Below are 15,549 nucleotides of genomic sequence, written 5' to 3'. Positions count from 1 at the left end.
ATGGCCAAGACACCTGCAAAACATAACCGGCAGCCGGGCATCGAAGCGAAGATGGACCCGGCGCCGGAATATATCAAAAGCAGCTATGCCGGTTCGGGCAAGCTGCAGGATAAGGTTGCCCTGATCACGGGCGGTGATTCGGGGATAGGCCGCGCGGTCAGCGTGCATTTCGCCCGCGAGGGTGCGGATATAGCGATCGTATATTTAGATGAAGATATTGACGCGGAAGAAACCAAAAGATTGATCGAAGCGGAGGGCCGTAAATGCCTGCTTATCAAAGGCGATGTAAAAAAGGCCGCCTTTTGCAAAAAAGCGGTGGCACAGACGGTCAGTAAACTAGGGAAACTGAATATCCTGATCAACAATGCCGGCATGCAGTTCCCGCAAAAAGACCCCAGGAAGATCGATGAAAAGCAACTGGAGGATACTTTCCGTACCAACATCTTCGCTTATTTCCACTTTGCCAACGAGGCACTGGAGCACTTGGGGGAAGGCGATTGCATCATCAATACGACCTCGGTTACGGCCTACCGTTCCTCACCCAACCTGATCGATTATTCCTCGACCAAGGGCGCGATCACGAGCTTTACCCGTTCTCTGGCTACCAATTTGACCGACAAAAAGATCAGGGTAAACGCAGTCGCGCCGGGTCCGGTCTGGACGCCACTCATCGTGGCGACGTTTGATGAGGAAAAGATCAAATCGTTTGGCAGCGAGACGGCCATGAAACGTGCCGGTCAACCTTCGGAACTGGGTCCGGCTTACGTATTCCTGGCGTCGGATGATGCTTCCTTTATTACGGGGCAAGTGATCCATGTCAACGGCGGGGAGGTAGTTAACGGTTAATTCAATTCAAACAATAACTAATAGCAATCATTATGGCTAAGTACTCAGAAAAAGCACAGGACAAGGTCCACAAGGCTTTACACGAAGAAAAAGAAGGCACGCTGGAAAGCGGTCGCAGCGGTAAAAAAGTAACCAGTAAAAAACAGGCGATCGCCATCGGGTTATCCGAAGCCCGGAAGGAAGGCGCCAAAGTCCCTAAAAAGAAAGATTAACATGAATGAAGAAAATAAAGTGACCCGGCGCCAGGTGGTGGCCGGGTTAGGTACCGCGCTGGCGGCGGCGGCGGTATCACCCGCCTTTGCCGCTAACGGCTTGCATTTGAAAAATGCGGATGGTCCCGTGAAGATCAGCGATCCGACTACGCTTCACTCTAAACCGCCATTTAAGAGCCAGCCGCAGCCCTGGCCGGGTTTGCAGAGCAAAATGGACCCGGTACCTGATTGCGGCGAAACGAGTTATAAAGGTTCCGGTCGATTAATGGGCCGCAAGGCATTGATTACTGGTGGTGATTCCGGCATGGGACGTGCTGCGGCAATCGCTTATGCCCGCGAGGGTGCGGATGTGGCGATTAACTACTACCCGACCGAAGAACCCGATGCGCAGGAAGTGGTGGCGCTCATCAAATAAGAAGGACGCAAAGCGATCGCTATTCCCGGTGATCTGCGCAGCGAAGAGTTCTGCAAATCTTTGGTACAAAAAGCTGTCGCCGGTTTAGGTGGGTTGGATATTATTGTCAATAATGCCGGAAGGCAGCAATCGATCAATTCCATCACGGATTTAACCACCGAGGAATTTGATTCCACCATGAAGACCAATATTTACGCGCCATTCTGGATCATCCGGGAGGCGCTGCCGCATTTGCCGCCGGGATCAGCGATCATTGGTACAACCTCGGAACAGGCTTATGACCCTTCACCGGATCTTTATGCTTATGCGCAGACCAAAGCGGCAACGATGAACTACGTCAAATCATTAGCTAAACAATTAGGTCCGAAAGGCATCCGGGTGAACGGCGTGGCACCGGGGCCGGTCTGGACCGCTTTACAGATCAGCGGCGGCGCCCAGCCGGAAAAGCAGCAGATGTTCGGTAGCTGGACAATGCTGGGCAGACCGGGGCAACCTGCTGAGCTGGCGTCTATCTATGTACAATTGGCAGCCGCCGATGCCAGCTTTGCCAGCGGCCAGGTCTATGGGGCCTCGGGAGGGGTCGGTCAGCCATGAGAAAGTTATGTTTATTCGCTCTACTGGGCCTTGGCGCAATGGCTAAGGCCCAGATCCCGCAGCCGGACCCGGATACCACGGCCAAACATTTTCTGATCGTGGCCAGTATCAAGAATTTGCAGGAAGTCAGTTCAGGTCAGTTGGCTGGGCAGAAAGCTATGAATCCTGAGGTCAAAATGTTCGGCCAGATGATGGTGAAGGACCATGGTGATGCAGAACAAAAGTTATTGACTTTGGCTAAAAGCCGCGGAATCGCCTTGCCGGCAGTCGCGACCAGCGGCGTCAAGCCCGACCTGATGCTGGAACACGCCGGTGCAAAATTTGATCAGCTCTATGTGCATGGTATGGTCAGTGGTCATCGGAACACGGTGGATGTTTTCGAGAATTATGCGACCACGGGCAAGGATCCGGCAGTCAAAGCATTTGCACAGCAGATGCTGCCGGTGCTGAAGCATCACCTTATGGAGATCGAGGCTATCGATCAAAAGCTGAAATAATAAAAAGAGGCGGAGTATCTCAGCCTCTTGACGAACCGCATTACATTTGTCCAGCCCAATCATCATCACTGTTCCGCCGGAGCAGGATCATAGCGAACCAAATGATGAAACTGATGCCCAGCAGTTCTTTCAGCCCGGCGGGCAGCTGCCCTCGATGTAGCCATTTCGTTCCAGTCCACAGCGCCAGTAGCAGCATGCCAAACACTCCAGCCAATGACGCCGGAAAATTTTTTTGCTTCATAGCATTTCCTCCAGGTTTTTTAGCCGAAAGATCTCCCTGGCGATCAGCTTGCAATTGTGGCCAAGCTCGTCCAGCGTGCAGCAGATCGTCCTGATCTTTACCGGCAACTCATTTACCGTTTCCATTAAGTCGATATGCAGCGGGCAGCCGTCCCTGAGCTGCTCGGACCCTTTCAGCTGACCGAACAATCCATAGGCCGCCTCCCGGTCATTGCCGAAAAAGTACTGCCCGTAATCTGTGAATCCCTGCAGTGTCTTTACGCTCATCAGGATATAAAATTGTGTTTTCATGGTCGTGTTAAACACTAAGAGCCCCTTGCGCAGGAGCTCTTGTATTAAAAACTAATTACACTTATTTAATCTCGATCTGGCGGCGCACCGCTTTGGCCTCGTCGCGTTTGGCAATATCAATGCGGAGGATACCGTCGGTATAGGAAGCATCGATCTGACTGTGATCAGCGCTGTCCGGCAGCGTGAATGAACGCACAAATGAACTGTAACTGTACTCGCGCTTGTTATAGCTCTTTTGGCTGTCATTTTGTTCCGACTGCTGTTCAACCGAAATGGTGAGCTGGTTGCGTTCCAGATTCAGCTTGAAGTCGTCTTTTTTCAATCCCGGTGCAGCCAGTTCAACTTGGTAGCTATTCTCGCTTTCGCTGATATTAACAGCCGGCACTCGGGTGATCATGCGGTCGCTGAAAAATGTGTCGTTAAAGATTGATTCGAAAACATCATTAACTCCTGGTAATAATGTGTTGTTGCGTTTGTTGTTGTTGAATTTAACTAAGGTCATGGCCTTTTCTCCTTTAAATGTTACTCTAAAAAATTAATGTCAATTGTTAATTAAACTATACGCATATGGTCAAGCAGCGTGCCAACAGTCTGACAATGAAAATTTTTCAGTTTCCGGCTGCAATTTTTTCAGCTGCAAGGTCAATATTTCAGTAGCAACGCGCCTAACCCGCCATTCGCTGCAGGGTGCGGCGGTTCATGATTTTTCGTCGCCAGCGTCATGGGCTGGAAATTGTAATCTCCCTGCAGCCAGTCAGTGAAGTTTTGGTCTCCTTTCCCAAGCACTTTACATATTGTTGATACGCCAGGCGATTTCTTTTTCCAGAAGCTCGCTCAGCGCCAGTGCACCAGATATAATATTTTTCTCAATTTTACGCAGTTTTAGTTCCTTCAGATGTCAGCGTCATTTTATAAGCTATAGTTGCAGCCACAGCAAAAACAATGTGTGCCGGAATCCGTTGCAGATAGTAGTGGCTGTAGTTTATCCAGGGCGGCAAAGGATGCGCTTTAAAAGTGGCTTTCCAGATCAGGTAACCCAGGAATCCGCTGAGCGTACCGAGTATCAACCCGTTTTTTATGCTGTGTTTGATCTTACGATGTTCCCATAACTCCACATAGATAGCTGCAAAAACGAGCCCCATCGCATAATGGGCGCCCCACCCGGCAATTGTTTTCGCGTTACGCGATAACTGAGGTACCAGGCGGCTGATCAAGGTTTCCAGATGCTTAGGTTCTCTGAAATTCTCCTGAAATAAAACGGACATGAGCTCGCTGCCGGCTGTCATGACCGTAGTTCCGGCGATACCGGTTTGTGCCGTTTTTGAAAATTGATCCATAATTCGAACAAGACAATATCCGTGCCGCGTGGGTCCGGGTTAAAACCCGGCTTCGACATCGGGTTCAGTGTTGTTAAATTCGAACTAAAAAGGGTTCGCTGTGTGCTAATGACTACAGATGTTTTTAACTGCGGGCTAATTGCTACAGATGGTTTTCGGTTAACTCGTGAAACAATATTTTTACTCGCGCGCATAGTCTTAACATTCCTGGATCATCTCTTTAATCCTCCGAACACCTCTGTGAGTGTCGATATCCATGCCATCAGGTGCGGTGCATCTGTGTTGACTTGTGCCAGTTAATAAGAGAAAGCTTCAGGGCCGCGCATCAGCTTTACATAGCCTCCAACAGTATCAACGGCTGCGGTGAAACGGGTTTTAATAGAGGCCGTCCACTTTTCCTGGCTATGCGTTGCGGGATCTGCAGAGAACCTTTCAAACTGGTTACCGGGGTTTTCAGTTCATGGCTGGCTATGCTCATAAACTCATCCTTTTTACGCATGAGTTCCTCAGTCGCGAAGTGTGCCTTAATCAGTTCGTTCTCAATAGCCTTTTGGCTGGTAATATCGATAATCGACCAACAAGACGGTAAGGTGTCCTGAATTCATCTTCCAGGATAATGCCCCGGTCGAGATATAGGCATAATTACCATCTGACTTCAAAAAACGGTATTCAGGAGACCAGTTATTTGCATGGTCATTTATTGCGTCGTGAACACTATCGTGTACGCGGTCGCGATCTTCCGGATAAACTTTGTCAAACCAGAAGCTGATCTAGTTAGTTTCATCATTACGGGCATAAGGGGCATTTGTCAAAAATCATGTTGCCTTTTATTATTCATCCTATCGTGCAAATGCGTCAAACTCCCTATCCTGTTTTTTCAATGAGCGGGTATAATTTCGGGGAGAAATTTAAAAAAAATGGGCATGTTATACTCGCTTTCCAACAATTTGGAGGTTTTTTAGTTATAAGGGGAAACATTTAAAAGCCCCCAAATAACCGTGGACGAGGAATATGCTTTTTTAGTCGGGAGCGGCGAACATCATGAATTGATTAAACAAGCCGACTGGTCAGCGACCAGTTTGGGCGAGCCAAATTTATGGCCGGACAGCTTAAGGTCAGCGATCAGCATTGTACTCAACTCCGGCTTTCCGATCGCAATATATTGGGGTACGGATTTCAGTCTGATTTACAATGAACCCTGGAGCTCGATCCCCGGACAAAAACATCCCTGGGCATTGGGTAAACCAGGTGCGCAAGTCTGGACAGAAATATGGGGGGGCCTAAAAGAGGAATTTGACTCGGTTTTATACCAAGGGGCATCTTACCGTCGCCCTGACGCTCCACTTTATATGCATCGGTTTGGTTACACGGAAGAATGTTATTTTGATTACACGCTTTCTCCCATCAAAGCAATAGATGGTAGTATTGGCGGTGTCTTTAATGCCGTGATAGAAACCAGCTTCCGAGTAATCAATGATCGCCGCAATCAGCTACTTGTCGCACTGATGAATAGGAAAAACGAGGCACACCGATTGACCGAAGCGGTGCAGATCATCAAAGAGGTTTTGCAAACGGCCCAGGCAGATCTCCCGTGCTTCGCAATTTATGGCATTCGAAAGAACGATCACGCAGCAATCCTGGCCTCCGCTGGCTGGGATGTCGATCGCTTAGAACCTGTTTCCGACGGTCACGTTCACGATATTCATTTGATATATCCCGATGACATCAATCATTTCTGGCCTGAACCCCTGGTAGAAGCTTATGCCGCACCAATTGCCCACGGGGATGCCGAAATGCAGGGGCAGTTCGTGTGCGGGATTTCTGCGCGCAAACGACTTGATAAGGATTATTCTTTTTTCATCGAAAGCGCAGCCTTGCACATCGGAACGATCCTGAATAACTCGCTGGCTTACGAACTTAGTAAGGAATTTCAAAATCAGCAAACGCTGAACCAAGAACTGGCTGCGGCAAATGAGGAACTCACCGCCACCAATGAAGAATTAAATTCCACTCAGGAAAATCTTTACCAGCTAAATGCTGAGCTGGAGGAACGTGTTAATAAGCGCACCTCAGAACTGCGTTTGGAGCGCGACAAATTACGACGCTTTTTTATGAATGCGCCCGCCGGTATTTGTATTTTGTCCGGCCCGCAACTCATTTTCGAACTGGTCAATGGCCCATACCAGGAATTTTTGCCGGAAAGGGAATTACTCGGGCGTCCGATATTTGAGGCCTTGCCGGAAATTGAACATCAGCCAATCGGTGACATCATCCGTAATGTTTATAACAGTGGAGAAACCTATCAGGGAAATGAACTTTTAGTACCGCTGACCAATCCTTCCGGCGATCTGGTAGACAGGTTTTTTAATTTTACCTATCAACCCCGTACTGACCCATCAGGCGCGACGGATGGTATTATGGTGTTCGTTTACGACGTTACTGAACTCGTTCGCGCACGCAAGCATTCTGAGAAGGTTGAATCCGATCTCCGGGACTTGGTGATGAATTCCCACTATCCGCTAATGATACTGCGCGGCCCCGAATATATAGTGGAGATCGCCAATCGCCCTTTGGCAGATTTCTGGTATAAAGAGCTCGAAGAAATTACCGGACAAAAACTCATGGATATTTTACCGGAATTGATCGACCAGCCTTTTCCTGCCCTACTGGCGGATGTTTATAAAACCGGAGAACCTTACGGGCAGGAAGAGGAAATATTTTATGTGGAAAGTGAAACAGGACGACTGACAAAATATATCAGTTTTTATTATGACCCGATCAAAAGCCCTGACGGGCATGTAAATGGTATCATCGTTACGGCTTCCGACATTACCGAAATGGTGAAATCGCGTCATTTGCTTCAGGAGAGCTACAGTGAACAACAATCCCTGACCGAAGAGGTGGCGGCCACTAACGAGGAACTGGTAACGACCAATGAGGAACTCAGCGAAACACAGCGTTTATTAGAGCAGACGATTACGGGATTAAAGCAAAGCGAAGAAAGGTTTCGCTTCCTGCTGAACGCTGTACCGCAACAGGTTTGGACTGCCAAACCTGATGGTGCGCTCAATTATGTTAATGACGTTGTTTGCGAAGACTTCGGGGAAGACTCCAATGAAACCATCGTGGGTAACGGCTGGCGAAACTATGTTCATCCAGATGATCTGCCAGGTGCCCTTGAAAAGTGGACCCGCTCGCTTCATAATGGCCGTGAATACCTGACCGAATTCCGTTTACTTTTCGCTGACGGGAACTACTACTGGCATTTGTCACGTGCGCTGCCCCTGATCGAAGAAGACCGCATTGTATTATGGGTAGGTACCAATACCAATATCCATCAGCAAAAAACCAATGAGTTCAAAAAGGACGAGTTCATCAGTATTGCCAGCCATGAGCTGAAAACGCCCTTGACTACCATCAAAGCATTTTTTCAATTGACGCAGCGCGAGATCAATCAGCAACCACGCATCCAGCCACTGATCGGCAAAGCACAACGGCAACTGGACCGTCTCGGCCGGCTGATCGAAGACCTGCTTGATGTATCCCGCATCAATGCCGGGAAAATGGTCTACCATAAGGAGGAATTTGACTTTAAGCTCATGTTGCGCGAAGTTGTTGAAAGTATGCAGCATACGACCAACACCCACCAGATTATTTTGGACACGGATTGTCAGGTCCTGTATAGCGGTGATCAGCACCGCATTGAGCAGGTGATGGTCAACCTGATCGGTAATGCGCTCAAATATTCGCCGGACGCAGATCAGGTTATTGTACGTTGCGCGCAGGAAAACCAAAACCTCATCGTCTCTGTAGAGGACTTCGGAATTGGTATTCCCGAAGAACACCTCAAAGGCCTGTTTGACCGGTTCTACCGTGTCGACAATTCATCCGCAAGGTTTCAGGGCCTTGGTCTTGGTTTATTCATTGCGGCGGAGATCGTGAAGCGCCATGGCGGCAGTTTTTGGATCGAAAGCATCCCTGATAAGGGTTCAACTTTTTTCTTTTTACTGCCGTTAAGCGGGCAGCAACAGTTTTCAGACCTCTCGACAGATCAGCAAAGCTACTATGAAGGTAGTTTTATCTCCATCCGCTACCAGCCCGACGGCCACTTTATGGATGTGGACTGGAAAGGCTACCAGAACTATGACTCCGTGGTAAAAGGCTGCGAGATCATGCTCGATCTGATGAAAAAAAATCACTGCTCGCTGGTATTAAATAATAACAGTTCTGTCAAAGGTAACTGGTCTGAAGCGTCGGACTGGGGTGCAGAAGTCTGGTTCCCGGCGATGGCAAAAGCCGGCCTGAAGAAATTCGCCTGGATTTATTCACCCAGTACTTTTAGTCGGATTGCGGCAGGAAAGAGCCTGCCTTCCGAATATGACACCGTAAAAGTCGCTTTTTTTGATGATAAGGAAACTGCTGTGCAATGGCTGTTAACCCGATAGGCATTCTTTGAAAAAGTGTATCAAAAAAAGGATGTTTTAAAGCCATGTGTATATTTCATTGGCTGGTATGGACAGCCTTTTACCTGGAAGGTGTTTTGGAATAATTATTGCCTCCAGCATGCAGGAAAATAAAGAATTACAAGTAAAACTACATAGCTTATTTATACATTGGACAGTTTACATAATGGGGAATTCAGTTTTTCAAACAACACCTCAAAACAAGATTTTGAATTATTGACAAAGGCGCTGGATGCTTCCCTGTCCGGCATCATAATCACCGATAACAGGCAGCCCGACAATCCTATAATCTATTGCAATAAGGCCTTCGAAGATATCTCCGGTTACCAGCGTTCTGAGATCATCGGCCATAATTGCCGTTTTCTGCAAAAGGACGACCGTAATCAAACAGCCCGGCATATTTTGCGTGACGCTATTGATAACGGTACCAATGCCGTAGTAGACATCCGAAATTATAAAAAGGACGGAACGCTTTTTTGGAATGAATTATATATGTCACCGATCAAAGACGGGGACGACCAGGTTAAGTACTTCATAGGCGTTCAAAATGACGTCACGCGCCGCAAAAAAGCCGAAGATGAGGTTAAGTTTAACCAGGCGAAAATGGAACAGCGAATCCGGGAACGCACCAGAGACCTCCGCGAAAATGAAGAATACCTGGCAAGTATTGTACAAACCGTTCGGGAAAGCCTGATCGTGCTTTCGCCAGATCTGAAAGTTTTGAGCGTCAACGATCATTTCATTAATACATTTAAAGTCACCCGTGAGGAAACAGAAGGCAAAAAGCTTTACGACCTGGGTAACGGGCAATGGAATATACCAGAGCTGCGAAAGTTGTTAGAGCAGATCCTGCCCACCAATAACCCGGTAACGGATTTTGAGGTCGCGCATGACTTTCCACATATTGGCAAAAAGCTCATGCTGCTTAATGCGCACCGCATCGAACTGGAAGGTCAGTTCAAGGACCGTATTTTGATCGCCATTGAAGACATTACCGACCGGCGCGCCATCGAGCAGCGCAAAGATGATTTCCTGTCCATTGCCAGCCATGAGCTTAAAACCCCGTTGACAACCATTAAGGGCTATGTGCAAATCATCAACCGCCTCATTAAAAACTATGATGATGAAAAACTTCGGGAATCGGTGGGTAAAACCAGTTTATATGTGGATCGCCTTAACAATCTGATCGGGGAACTGCTGGATGTTTCGCGCATCCAGTCCGGCATGATCGAGTTGCATAAAGCGCCGTTTGATTTTGACCATATGATTCAAGAAACCGTGGGAAGCATCCAACAGGGCAGCCGGAATCATGAGATCGTATTAACCGGTCAGACAGGTGTCCAGTTTAACGGTGATGAATCTCATATCACCCAGGTGGTCACTAACCTGCTGAGCAATGCCATCAAGTATTCGCCGGATCATAAAGAAATTGGGGTACATCTCTCCGTGCTCAGCGGCTTTATCAAAGTTGCGGTGACCGACCATGGCGTTGGTATTGCCAAGGATGAACAGGCTAAAGTATTTGACCGCTTTTATCGCGTGAGAGACGTGCAGCAAAAATTTCCAGGGATGGGTATCGGGCTATATATCTGTGCTTCGATTGTCAACAACCACTATGGTTCGCTATGGGTAGAAAGTGAGCCTGGCAAAGGATCGACTTTTAGCTTTACTTTACCGCTGACTTCCAATCATACTAATAAAAATGGAGGTGATGATGCCCGCTAAGATATTGATTTGTGATGACGATGAGGGGATATTGGACCTTGTTGAATTAGTGTTAAAAGAAGAAGGTTATGAAGTGATTCCTGAGATCAACAGTCTCAACGTCGCCAACCTGGTCGGCAGCGAGCATCCTGACCTGGTGGTACTCGACTTATGGATGCCGGTTTTGTCCGGTGACCAGGTCCTGAGGAATCTAAGAAACGATCCTACTACAAAAAATCTACCGGTTGTGGTTATCTCTGCCAGCGGGGATGGCAAGACAATCGCTATGAATGCAGGGGCTAATGATTTTATACCTAAGCCATTTGATCTCGATCAGTTACTTGGACGGGTGAAAGCGTTACTGGAAGCGGCTTGACGAGGTCTGCCAACGATGTATTGCAACAGGTTAGCTCGAAATGCGCAACTTTCATAAAAGCATCTTGTTGAGCGGCCCAACAACAATTAACGCTTAGGGTAAAGCAGTCAGCGGTTAAAGTTGGGCCGGGTATCACTACTCCTATATTTTGAAAGGCGCGGGAAAATTTTTCATCCATTTTTTGAAAAGCTATTTGCACGGTCATGAATAGACCGGATAATATTTAACAATACTTGCGTAGTGGGACCATTGGCATTGTTCTCAGGCTAATACAGATTTCGCGGCAATGTTATGATTACGTGTTATTTCGGTACTGATGAAGTTCATATCAAATTCTATTTTCAGAAAAACTGACATTTTCAGACTGTAAATTTTTCATAAAACTGAATTTTTTTCAGTAAAAAGTCTCGTCAGAGTTCATGGCACAGCGCTTGATTATTTCGAAGTAGTTTAATTAACATTATAAGTTTCAATTCATTAATTTACTAAGGAGGAAAGACCTATGACTTTGGTTAAATTTAATCCCGCAAAAAAAAATGGTTCATTAATGCCAGGCTTTAATGACGTATTCGATTCCATTTTCAACGACACGTTCTTTAATGACCGACTGACCAGCCGCGTACCTGCAGCTAACATTAGTGAAACTGAAGACCACTATCATGTAGAGCTTGCTGCGCCCGGTCTGAAGAAGGAAGAGTTCAAATTGAACCTTGACCGTAATGTACTAAACGTTGCTGTGGAACAAGGAAACGAAAACAATGACGGCGCGAAGAATTATAGCAAGCGTGAATACAGCTACAATTCCTGGGTTCGCTCGTTTACCCTGCCCGAAAGTGCAAATGCGGAAAGCATCGAAGCGACCTATACTGACGGCGTGCTGAAGATCGATATCGCCAAGCGCGAGGAAGCAAAAATCGTTCGTCGCCAGATCGAGATCAAATAACCAGTATACGGATACTAATAATACGGCCCCTGTTTGGGGCCTTACTTATTGGCCATGGAATCACCATTTTATTTATTGATCAGCCTTAAAACGCCGAGTAGCTAAACCTTTCGGCGAATTCAACTTGGGACACGATCGGGAATTAGCTTATGCTTTGTTTGACAGTCTGGATGGAAACCCGGAAATAGATGATCTTTGTCATTTTCATTTGGACCTCATTGAAACCGCTGACACGCTGCCTGAAAAGATTCTCAGTAAATGTTACAGGCTGGACGAATTAGGGACAAACGCGGAACGGGGCGCTTTGGATATATTCACTTAATGGAAGAAACATGATCACCAAAACATTATTAACCCTGCTTCTTTTTGCGGCAGTAATTATATTGTTCCGAACAAATGACGATGATCTGGCCTGGTAGCTGGGAATGGTTGCCTATATCATAACACCACCCAGCATATGTTTTGGGTGCTCAGCTTATTGTCAGAATTGCTTAGTTATTGATAAAATGTTAATTAACTTTGTATAGTTATACTAAACCGATGTAATATGGAAAAACTAGTAATATTCAGAATGTTCTTATGTTTTCCTCTCGCAGGCGTATTGGTACCTGACGCCATGGTTGTATTATCAGGAACTTCCCATAATATCCCGACTGTCCACCTGGCTGTCGAATTGGCACTGATCATATTGATATCCCTTTGCAGTGCCGTGATATACTATAAAAAAAGAAATCGGAATTCACCTGGAAATGAAACCTCATTTTCCTGAAAAAGCCCTCAAAGATAGTGGGAGCAAATATGGTAACTTGTGTAACGCGCATGTACCTGTAATTTGAAAGGCGGCACAGGATGTGCCCCCCATTTCAAATTAACAACCATCGTTGTTGTAACGCAAAAAAATAATTGTATTCGTGTGGATGCGTTCAGAAAAGGCCCTAAAAATCAGCTTTACAATATTCATTATTTAAATGTTCATGAAAAAGGAGGGCATTTTGGTTACTTTGAAAACACTAAAGCCGTTATTCATGATATAAGGGCTACTTCTCATTTTTTTTAATTACAGAATTAATAACATTCAGTTCAAGCCACACATGGATGTGCATCGCTTTATCAAGTTTTGCTTGATAGGCAGTTCTATATCAAACGTCCACCCTTATAAATAAGACATTTAACATGAAGTATGGCCTATATAAAACTCAATTGATCTATTTAATCTCCAGTTTAAATATGCCTTCCGTATCAATTTACAACGGTTTTCCGCGAAATCGGGCTTTTGGAAAGCTCCTGAGTTTTTAGCATCCTTACTTCTTCGAACAGGTTGATGACCTTTTTCTGCAGATCAACGACCTCAATTTCCCGCGATTTCAACTTTTTGTTAAGCGCTTCCAGTGTGGAACTATGGAAACCGTAAGCCGGATCATCATACGCCAGCAATTGAATGACCGAAAGATCGAAGACCGCAGCGATTGTCTTCAGTCTGGACAAATTGATATCAGTGACGCCCGTTTCAATTTTTGAAAATGCAGCTATTGAGATGTTCAGACGGTTCGCCACATCTTCCTGACTCCAGTTGCGTTGTCGTCTCAGTTTACGAATGTTTTCTCCAAGTGTTCTCAAGTGTGATTATAAAATTGCTGGACACTAATTTAATCCAAATTATTTTAATTGCCTTATAATAATTTTAACCAATAAGTTACAGCCCGGTTGATGCGCTGTTTACGTTACCTGCTAAAGATCAGGTTCACGATAAAAGCCGAACAGATCAGGCCAACGAAATATTGCACGAGCAATATCAACACAAACCTTTTTCCGAAATTCAAAGCCTTGAACTCAAAACTAATTTTAAAGAACAAGAAGCTGGTATAGGTTAAACAATACCAGTAGGTCAAAGCCTTCCGCTTGTTGCCGGATGTATTTTCAGGAATGTTGGAGGGGTTTAGATTTTCAATATTGAGTACGCTGAGCAATTGCCCATAATGGTAGAAGTTATAGATGCTGAAACCGAAGATGATCAATAGTGACCAGTAAAGTACTTTGGTCTTTTCATATCCGTACCCCCACCAGTTTCGTTGAATGGTATCCCAAAGATGAGCGGGCCTCATTTTTTCTGCGATTACCCATGCGTTAAATGCAAATGTTTTCGAGATATGTTTTCGAATGAAAGTGAACGCAGCGCTGTTCGAGTCCAGTGGATGGCGTGTTGCGTTCACATGCCGGTATTCCATGTCCAGTTCCTCATAACTGGAATTGTAGCCATTGTCCTTAACCGATTTCAGGAGTGACTGGTAGGTGCTGCTAACCTGGTCATCGGTTGTGCCGGGAGGAAAATAAAGCCGGTAATTATGATACTCCACGTTCAGGTTTGCAATCCGGCTATCCAAAAGGTTAAGGTAGCAGATTCTCGCAGCGCCCGTATCGGCACGAAAGCCCCGCAGGTCAAGCGAAGCGGCCCTAAATTTGGAAAGATCGAGCGTATCCGGTAGAATGTTATTCTCAAATTCCAGTTTGCCGTCGGCCATTATCTCGCACGCTGAAAAGTCTAGATTCCCATGAAATTCACAATCCTTGATCGTGACAGTACTCCCGATCCGCTGGAAACCGATGGTCTTATTTCTTTGAAGTCTTTCCTGTGCTACACGCTTCAGGTTGGCGAATTTATCCAGGTTGTTGAAATGAAGACCTGCGCCAAAAAAATTACCTTCGAATGATACTTTAGTGCTTAATGTATCCCTTGTCAGAAAGTTTACGGGTTTTCTGAAGGTGCAATAAAGCAATTCGAAGGGACTTTTAAAGTTGTTGTTCAGAAAGTCACAACGTCCGTTAAAGATGGATTGGTATATTAATATGGAATTGTAGGATTTCATAGTCATGCTTTCCGCCTGGCGGGCTGTCAAGCCTTTATCAAACCTGGAATACAGAAATCCTGCGTCAGAACGGAAGTAAAGACCGGACATTGTCGTTCGGAATGTATCCGATGAAAAAGAAACCGGGCGGTTGAAAACAAACAGGGTAGCCTGCCTGATGTCATCCTCTCCCCGATTTTTCATTGTCGGGGTAACCGACGTATCCCTGAATTTTGAAATTTCACCGATCACCTTCCCCCAAATTTCCGCAGCGCTGTCCCGAACGGGAATATTACGGAGCGCTGTACGAATGGCCGAGTCATCGACAGAACCTGGAACCGAAATGCCCGTAGTTTTATTCCGCCAGTCGACGAACAGCAGGCTGATCATGACGGCCGAAACACATAAGACCAAAGTCCAGTTTTTGAAAGATTTATTGGCGGGCATTTATAAAAGGTAAAGGTGACGATTGGCAGTCTGTTATTTTGCCTGGCACTGCTTGTTATAATTTTGACATTAACCGCGGACCTGGCTTCCCTGGCAGAAAGATCGGCATTCGTATTGAATTTGGCAAACCGTACCACGGAAGAAAACTATCTTATACAAAGTTTCCTGCAATTTCGGTTAAGGAGACGTTCCTATTGACTATGCTATTTCTTAAATTGAACCGGTCACCAGGGAAAGCCTGTTCAATTTGCAAAAAAGCCACGCTTACCTAAAAGCATGGCCAAGTGATTTGTTATTTAATACCCCTATTAAAATAACAATATAAATACGTTGAAAGCAAT

18 protein-coding genes are annotated in these 15,549 nt (G+C 46.0%); 10 read left to right on the top strand and 8 right to left on the bottom strand.

All coding sequences use genetic code 11. The annotated features are described in order from the left end of the window. Genes BMX50_RS31905 through BMX50_RS31890 form a run of 5 tightly spaced genes read left to right on the top strand, consistent with a single transcriptional unit; the run spans position 1 to position 2,564 of the window. The gene (locus tag BMX50_RS31905; protein WP_091221138.1) at positions 1 to 846 is read left to right on the top strand and encodes an SDR family oxidoreductase; all 846 of its coding nucleotides are present in this window, start codon (positions 1 to 3) and stop codon (positions 844 to 846) included. Between the two features lie 32 nt (positions 847 to 878). Continuing rightward, positions 879 to 1,058, top strand: a complete 180-nt coding sequence (locus BMX50_RS31900) for a DUF6496 domain-containing protein (RefSeq protein WP_091221134.1) — start codon at positions 879 to 881, stop codon at positions 1,056 to 1,058. 1 nt (position 1,059) lies between these two features. Then, positions 1,060 to 1,473 (top strand): SDR family oxidoreductase, encoded by a 414-nt coding sequence (locus tag BMX50_RS35145; protein ID WP_317040919.1) that lies wholly within the window; start codon positions 1,060 to 1,062, stop codon positions 1,471 to 1,473. Between the two features lie 15 nt (positions 1,474 to 1,488). After that, positions 1,489 to 2,067, top strand: a complete 579-nt coding sequence (locus tag BMX50_RS35140; protein ID WP_317040920.1) for an SDR family oxidoreductase — start codon at positions 1,489 to 1,491, stop codon at positions 2,065 to 2,067. Next, the gene (locus tag BMX50_RS31890; RefSeq protein WP_091221131.1) at positions 2,064 to 2,564 is read left to right on the top strand and encodes a DUF4142 domain-containing protein; all 501 of its coding nucleotides are present in this window, start codon (positions 2,064 to 2,066) and stop codon (positions 2,562 to 2,564) included. Before BMX50_RS35140 ends, BMX50_RS31890 begins: the two co-directional genes overlap by 4 nt. A gap of 40 nt (positions 2,565 to 2,604) precedes the next feature. Here BMX50_RS31890 and BMX50_RS31885 read toward each other — a convergent pair whose 3' ends face one another. From BMX50_RS31885 to BMX50_RS31865, 6 genes are all read right to left on the bottom strand, one after another. Beyond that, the gene (locus tag BMX50_RS31885; protein WP_091221127.1) at positions 2,605 to 2,805 is read right to left on the bottom strand and encodes a hypothetical protein; all 201 of its coding nucleotides are present in this window, start codon (positions 2,803 to 2,805) and stop codon (positions 2,605 to 2,607) included. Next, positions 2,802 to 3,095, bottom strand: coding sequence for a hypothetical protein (locus BMX50_RS31880; protein ID WP_091221123.1), 294 nt, complete (start codon positions 3,093 to 3,095; stop codon positions 2,802 to 2,804). The genes BMX50_RS31885 and BMX50_RS31880 overlap by 4 nt, the downstream gene beginning before the upstream one ends. Positions 3,096 to 3,156: 61 nt before the next feature. Then, the gene (locus BMX50_RS31875; RefSeq protein ID WP_091221118.1) at positions 3,157 to 3,597 is read right to left on the bottom strand and encodes an Hsp20/alpha crystallin family protein; all 441 of its coding nucleotides are present in this window, start codon (positions 3,595 to 3,597) and stop codon (positions 3,157 to 3,159) included. A gap of 370 nt (positions 3,598 to 3,967) precedes the next feature. Beyond that, complete coding sequence (locus tag BMX50_RS31870) at positions 3,968 to 4,432, bottom strand: hypothetical protein (protein WP_091221115.1); 465 nt, start codon at positions 4,430 to 4,432, stop codon at positions 3,968 to 3,970. A 331-nt stretch (positions 4,433 to 4,763) separates the two neighbouring features. Further along, positions 4,764 to 4,931 carry a histidine kinase dimerization/phospho-acceptor domain-containing protein gene (locus BMX50_RS34685; protein ID WP_167668163.1) on the bottom strand — a complete coding sequence of 56 codons (168 nt, stop codon included), beginning with the start codon at positions 4,929 to 4,931 and terminating at the stop codon, positions 4,764 to 4,766. A gap of 40 nt (positions 4,932 to 4,971) precedes the next feature. After that, entirely contained in the window at positions 4,972 to 5,202 is a 231-nt protein-coding gene (locus tag BMX50_RS31865; protein ID WP_091221111.1) for a PAS domain-containing protein, read from the bottom strand. 228 nt (positions 5,203 to 5,430) lie between these two features. On the opposite strand from BMX50_RS31865, the gene BMX50_RS31860 reads away from it, so the two are divergent. The 5 genes from BMX50_RS31860 (at position 5,431) to BMX50_RS31840 (ending at position 12,975) form a co-directional block, all read left to right on the top strand. After that, positions 5,431 to 8,877, top strand: a complete 3,447-nt coding sequence (locus BMX50_RS31860; RefSeq protein WP_091221108.1) for a PAS domain-containing protein — start codon at positions 5,431 to 5,433, stop codon at positions 8,875 to 8,877. A gap of 168 nt (positions 8,878 to 9,045) precedes the next feature. After that, complete coding sequence (locus tag BMX50_RS31855; protein ID WP_091221104.1) at positions 9,046 to 10,620, top strand: PAS domain-containing sensor histidine kinase; 1,575 nt, start codon at positions 9,046 to 9,048, stop codon at positions 10,618 to 10,620. Then, positions 10,607 to 10,975 carry a response regulator transcription factor gene (locus BMX50_RS31850; RefSeq protein ID WP_223818012.1) on the top strand — a complete coding sequence of 123 codons (369 nt, stop codon included), beginning with the start codon at positions 10,607 to 10,609 and terminating at the stop codon, positions 10,973 to 10,975. The genes BMX50_RS31855 and BMX50_RS31850 overlap by 14 nt, the downstream gene beginning before the upstream one ends. 502 nt (positions 10,976 to 11,477) lie before the next feature. Further along, positions 11,478 to 11,918, top strand: a complete 441-nt coding sequence (locus BMX50_RS31845) for an Hsp20/alpha crystallin family protein (protein WP_091221099.1) — start codon at positions 11,478 to 11,480, stop codon at positions 11,916 to 11,918. 832 nt (positions 11,919 to 12,750) lie between these two features. Continuing rightward, entirely contained in the window at positions 12,751 to 12,975 is a 225-nt protein-coding gene (locus tag BMX50_RS31840; protein ID WP_091221095.1) for a hypothetical protein, read from the top strand. 182 nt (positions 12,976 to 13,157) lie between these two features. On the opposite strand, the gene BMX50_RS31835 is transcribed toward BMX50_RS31840, so the two are convergent. Beyond that, positions 13,158 to 13,535: a helix-turn-helix domain-containing protein gene (locus BMX50_RS31835; protein ID WP_091221091.1), complete on the bottom strand. Its 378-nt coding sequence runs from the start codon at positions 13,533 to 13,535 to the stop codon at positions 13,158 to 13,160. Between the two features lie 104 nt (positions 13,536 to 13,639). After that, complete coding sequence (locus tag BMX50_RS31830) at positions 13,640 to 15,208, bottom strand: hypothetical protein (protein ID WP_091221088.1); 1,569 nt, start codon at positions 15,206 to 15,208, stop codon at positions 13,640 to 13,642. Between the last annotated feature and the right edge of the window lie 341 nt (positions 15,209 to 15,549).

It is taken from the genome of Mucilaginibacter gossypiicola, assembly GCF_900110105.1.
Taxonomy (GTDB): Bacteria; Bacteroidota; Bacteroidia; order Sphingobacteriales; family Sphingobacteriaceae; genus Mucilaginibacter; species Mucilaginibacter gossypiicola.
This window is presented reverse-complemented; position numbering and strand designations above follow the sequence as displayed.